The sequence below is a fragment of the Acinetobacter sp. IK23 genome, assembly GCF_035615275.1.
GTDB lineage: Bacteria > Pseudomonadota > Gammaproteobacteria > Pseudomonadales > Moraxellaceae > Acinetobacter > Acinetobacter seifertii.
Genome location: NZ_JANBNX010000055.1, coordinates 1 through 4239, shown reverse-complemented (window position 1 = coordinate 4239; position 4239 = coordinate 1). Strand labels below are relative to the sequence as shown.

The following is a 4239-nucleotide window of genomic DNA, read 5'->3' as shown; positions in this document are numbered from 1 at the left end:
TAATCACTGGCATGGATTTCTAACTTGCTATCAGAGGTAATCCCTGCTCCTGTTTCTCTTGCATTAATGATTGCCAAAAGTATTAAACGCTGTTCAGTTACTTCAAGGTTATAACTTGCGTTCATTAATGCATTATCTTTCACAACTAATCCGTTTTTCATATAAAAGACACTATGTTTTTTATGTGTATTTAGACACATTATATAATTATGTGTCTAAATACAAACCATTTGTGTCTTTATAACAAACTATTTGTGTCTTTATAACAAACCATTTGTGTCTTTATAACAAACCATTTGTGTCTTTATATAGCATGAAAGCATTGCTATTAAAGGTTTTCAGAAATCCTAAAAGCATTTAAAAGCATTTAAAAATATTAAAAGCACTGGGGGAGGGGGGTAAAACAGCCCTATGGCACTCGCTTCGCTCGTGACATTTTGAACTCGCTTCGCTCGTTTAGGGGCTGTTTTTCTGTTAATGCTATCTAGGATTCAAAAAGCAAAAGCAAGAATGGATTCGCTTCGCTCATAGAGCTTTTTTGCTCGCTTCGCTCGGTCTAGGGGCTAGTTTCGGCATGAAAATATAGATTTTCTAGGATTCAAATCATTTAAAAGCGGTTTTTCAGAGGGTCGATGGTCGAATATTGCTAGTTCGCTCGTAGACACTCGCTCTATAAGACCATGTATTGTTTAGATAATTTTAATAAACGCCAAAAAAGAAAATTTAAATTTTAGCGTGAACGTGGCTTATGGCTTTGTGTTTTTGATTCAGCCAGTAGTTTATTGGCTTCGTCATGTTTTCCTTGCTCACGTAAGGCTTTACGTGCAAAAAACGCCTGTTTTTCTCGTTCTTGTTGTGCCTTAGCTTCCTGTTTCCGCTTTTCCTGTTCGGCTAACTTTCGTTGTTGTTCACGTTCAAGGTGAAGTCTTGCTCGATCATGTTTGGCTTTCAGGTTCGGATTAGCTTTGTTTACGATCTCTTTTGCCCGATCTGTATAGCGTTCAGGTTCTAAACGTGGGGTTTTGGTCTTTAAATCTCGTTCCTGACTGTCCAATTCTTGCCATTGGGTTTGAATTTCTGCATTTGCAGCATCCCATTTCCCACCAAAAAACATAGGTCTTTTGCCTAATTGTTCTTTTTGGTGTTCAAGATTGGTTTTTGATAGCTCTATTTGCTCCAAAACAGCGTTTATTTGCTCGATTTCTGTTTTTTGGGTGGTTAGTGCTATGTTTTTTGCTTCCGTGGCTACAGCGTCGTTATATTGCGAAATAACGCTATATGCGATTTTGGTTAATTCTTCAGGGGAACGTTGTTCCTGGTCTTTTTCTTTTTGGCGTTGTTCCTGGTCTAATTTTTCCCTGGTCTGAATCAAGTTATTCAACAGTCGTTCAGATGCTTGTATCTCTTGATCTAAACCTTTGATGTGTTGGCTAAATTGGTTGCGTTCACGGATGGCATCATTGGATAGACTGATTTCGGTGTCTATGCCTTGTCTGCGAAGTTGGGTAACTTGTGGCCCCTCATGTTGAGTGGCTTCAAGGTCTATGCCTTGATCTTTGTAACTACGGTGATCGACACGATCTGCAAAGCCATGTTTTTCTAAATGGCGGTTGGTCAATTCTGCAAAGTGTTCTCTCCAGTGGCTCACGGTTTCACTGGATTGCTCTTTGTTGAAGTCTCGATTTTTCTTTTTGGCAAAGTCGCCTGTCTGTGGGTCAATCTGCCGACTGGTGAACATGATGTGTGCATGAAAGTTTCTTTCATCACTTCCGCTTTTGGTATGTGGAGCATGGATACATGCGTCCACGATCACACCATGTTTTTCTACAATTTCCTGACATAGCTCATCGAGCAAGTCTTGTCTTTGTTCTGCATTAAACTCATGGGGAAAGGCAATTTCAAACTCTCTTGCTAAGGTTGCATCTTTTCTACGTTCAACCTGTTCAACTGCATTCCATAATTCTTGACGGTCTAATAATTCTTTTTTGGTGTTTTCAGGTGCATATATTTTTTTAGATTCCACACCTGTTTTTTGAGTGTAGTCCTGAATTTTACCTTGATAATGATCTTCTAGTTTTTCACCCGAACGATAGGCAGAACATGCAACGGCTGAACGCCCTGCACTTCGGCTTATCGCTTTGACTGAAAAATGAAAGATTGCCATTTTGCTTTTGCTCTTAAATTTGGTTTTCCAAATTTCACCAATCTGCATAGATTGGTTCGGGGTTGTAGGGGGAATCCCCTGCCGTACTTCCATTGAATAAAAATCGAAGATTTTTTTCAATGGTAAAGTGCGCCCTTTGGGAAAACCACGATAGCAGATAGTACCTTGAATTTCAATTCATGTACGCTTATGCTAACTGTGGTTTTTTTAGGCATTGGATTTGTAATGAAAGTCGAATCTTTGGAACAGCAAATTGCTAAACAAGAAGAACGTTTGAAACAGCTTAAAGCTCAGAAGCAAGCTGTTTTGGCTCGTGAAAAAAAGAAAGCAACGGATCAACAGCGAAAAGAAGATACTAGACGTAAAATTTTGCTTGGTTCTTTGGCGTTAAAAAAAATGCAAGATGATTCAGAAAAGGCAAAAATTCTTGCTGACTTGAACGAGTATTTAACAGAAGATCGTGATAGAAAATTATTTGGTCTTTGATTTTAATTACTGCTTGAGCTTTTTTTGTATGTCCTGAATCCTTGTAACTAGACCATCCACACAATCCTTATGACGTTCATAAAGTGGGTGGTCTTTATTCTGCCAGTTATCCAATATTTCTTTGGCTTCGATGTACTCTTGTTCTAGTTTGTATAGTTGACCTTTCAGTCCAAAATTATCTTTATTCCAGATAGCTAATAGCTCGGTTTCACTTAGTTTTGATAAATCAGTCATTAGTAATACTCCCATTTAACCTTTAAAATCTGTTTCTGTTCGCAATGCCTTGAATATGCGTTTTACTGTCCATAACAATCTAGTCATAGTACATAAACCTTTTAAAAGCTTTATCAAAGTTCATGGAAAGTACGTCACAGGATTGTTCAAATTGCATGATCTCAACCCACTCAATAAATTTTTCATCAATTACATCAAAGTTGCTTGATTCATTTATAAACTTTCCAGAGCTTTCCCAGAAATCTGAAAAAAATCTAGCAAAACGTATGACTTCATTACATTCACCATAATGGTATGCAATATAAGAATAGTGGTGTACTACGAAGTTATGGAAAAAATGTTGTAGTGCATAAAGTACTTGCTGTTGCTTGGAATTCCATTCTTCATATCTAGGAAATGGTAAGCCTCCTTTAGTTTCATCATCTTTATCAAAATATCGCAGTATTGGTCTTTTCATAGTCTAAATCCTGCTTTTTCTAAAATTGGATACAGTTCTCTAAATTTTTCAGGCTCTAAAAGCATCTCAGCAATACGTTTTGCAAAGTCTTCGTATGATTCTGTACCTTGGGAATATTTAGACATTACAGGCATCTCAGACAGCTTGTGAGCGAATAAATGGCGTTGTGCATCTGTCATTTTGGCAAACAGATCGGTTGTATTTGGATCTCGTTTCGGGTCAACTGGCTTTTCAATTTTTGGCTGTTGTTTTTGCTTAAATTTGAATGAAAAACCTGTAATTGTTCTTCCCTTTTTATGCTGTTCATACGTCACTATGATGTCTGTATGTTCGTTAATTTGCTTAATAGATGGCTCTAGAACACGACTTTTAAAATGATTCATTGCTTTATATTCATCATTCTCAACGCCTAATTTTTCTCTGAATTCTAATAATTCTAGTGGTGGAACTTTCCCAATGCCACGCCAAGCAATAAGCAGCTCATAAAGGCGGATAGCATATTTCCCTGTAAGCTGTGCTACTTGGGTTATTTGATAGCTTGTGAAGTGCTGTTCTAGTCTTGTGATTAAAGGAACAACGTCAGGCGCAAAAGTAATTTCTAGTGTTGCAGAGTCATCAATATACTTGATACGACTTACCCAACGAGAACGAACAGTACCAATGCCCTTTTTTGTTTCTTCTTGGAAAGAAAATTGACGTTCAAATAAATTGTTTACGGCACTCTTAAGTGCTTTATAGGCTGCTTCTTTTGTTACATTAAACTGCTTTGAATAATCACTGGCATGGATTTCTAACTTGCTATCAGAGGTAATCCCTGCTCCTGTTTCTCTTGCATTAATGATTGCCAAAAGTATTAAACGCTGTTCAGTTACTTCAAGGTTATAACTTGCGTTCATTA

At 37.5% G+C, this 4239-nt stretch carries 6 protein-coding genes; 1 reads left to right on the top strand and 5 read right to left on the bottom strand.

The features are described from left to right. The coding region (locus tag MSG95_RS18725; protein WP_324645223.1) for a RepB family plasmid replication initiator protein at nt 1-161 on the bottom strand (161 nt) is incomplete at its 3' end. A gap of 569 nt (nt 162-730) precedes the next feature. After that, nucleotides 731-2164 carry a MobQ family relaxase gene (mobQ, locus tag MSG95_RS18720; protein WP_191110361.1) on the bottom strand — a complete coding sequence of 478 codons (1434 nt, stop codon included), beginning with the start codon at nt 2162-2164 and terminating at the stop codon, nt 731-733. A gap of 225 nt (nt 2165-2389) precedes the next feature. Between mobQ and MSG95_RS18715 the strand changes: the two genes are divergently transcribed. Next, nucleotides 2390-2650, top strand: coding sequence for a mobilization protein (locus tag MSG95_RS18715; RefSeq protein WP_121775348.1), 261 nt, complete (start codon nt 2390-2392; stop codon nt 2648-2650). A 6-nt stretch (nt 2651-2656) separates the two neighbouring features. Here the strand turns inward: MSG95_RS18715 and MSG95_RS18710 are convergent, their stop codons facing one another. The 3 genes from MSG95_RS18710 to repM form a co-directional block, all read right to left on the bottom strand. Beyond that, nucleotides 2657-2884: a hypothetical protein gene (locus MSG95_RS18710; RefSeq protein WP_121775349.1), complete on the bottom strand. Its 228-nt coding sequence runs from the start codon at nt 2882-2884 to the stop codon at nt 2657-2659. 79 nt (nt 2885-2963) lie between these two features. Further along, entirely contained in the window at nt 2964-3341 is a 378-nt protein-coding gene (locus tag MSG95_RS18705; protein WP_324645218.1) for a hypothetical protein, read from the bottom strand. Further along, nucleotides 3338-4237, bottom strand: a complete 900-nt coding sequence (gene repM / locus MSG95_RS18700) for a replication initiation protein RepM (protein ID WP_324645216.1) — start codon at nt 4235-4237, stop codon at nt 3338-3340. The genes MSG95_RS18705 and repM overlap by 4 nt, the downstream gene beginning before the upstream one ends. Between the last annotated feature and the right edge of the window lie 2 nt (nt 4238-4239).

Coding starts and splice junctions, on each gene's coding strand:
- mobQ (WP_191110361.1), bottom strand. CDS start 2,164: ATGGCAATCTTTCATTTTTCAGTCAAAGCGATAAGCCGAAGTGCAGGG.
- MSG95_RS18715 (WP_121775348.1), top strand. CDS start 2,390: ATGAAAGTCGAATCTTTGGAACAGCAAATTGCTAAACAAGAAGAACGT.
- MSG95_RS18710 (WP_121775349.1), bottom strand. CDS start 2,884: ATGACTGATTTATCAAAACTAAGTGAAACCGAGCTATTAGCTATCTGG.
- MSG95_RS18705 (WP_324645218.1), bottom strand. CDS start 3,341: ATGAAAAGACCAATACTGCGATATTTTGATAAAGATGATGAAACTAAA.
- repM (WP_324645216.1), bottom strand. CDS start 4,237: ATGAACGCAAGTTATAACCTTGAAGTAACTGAACAGCGTTTAATACTT.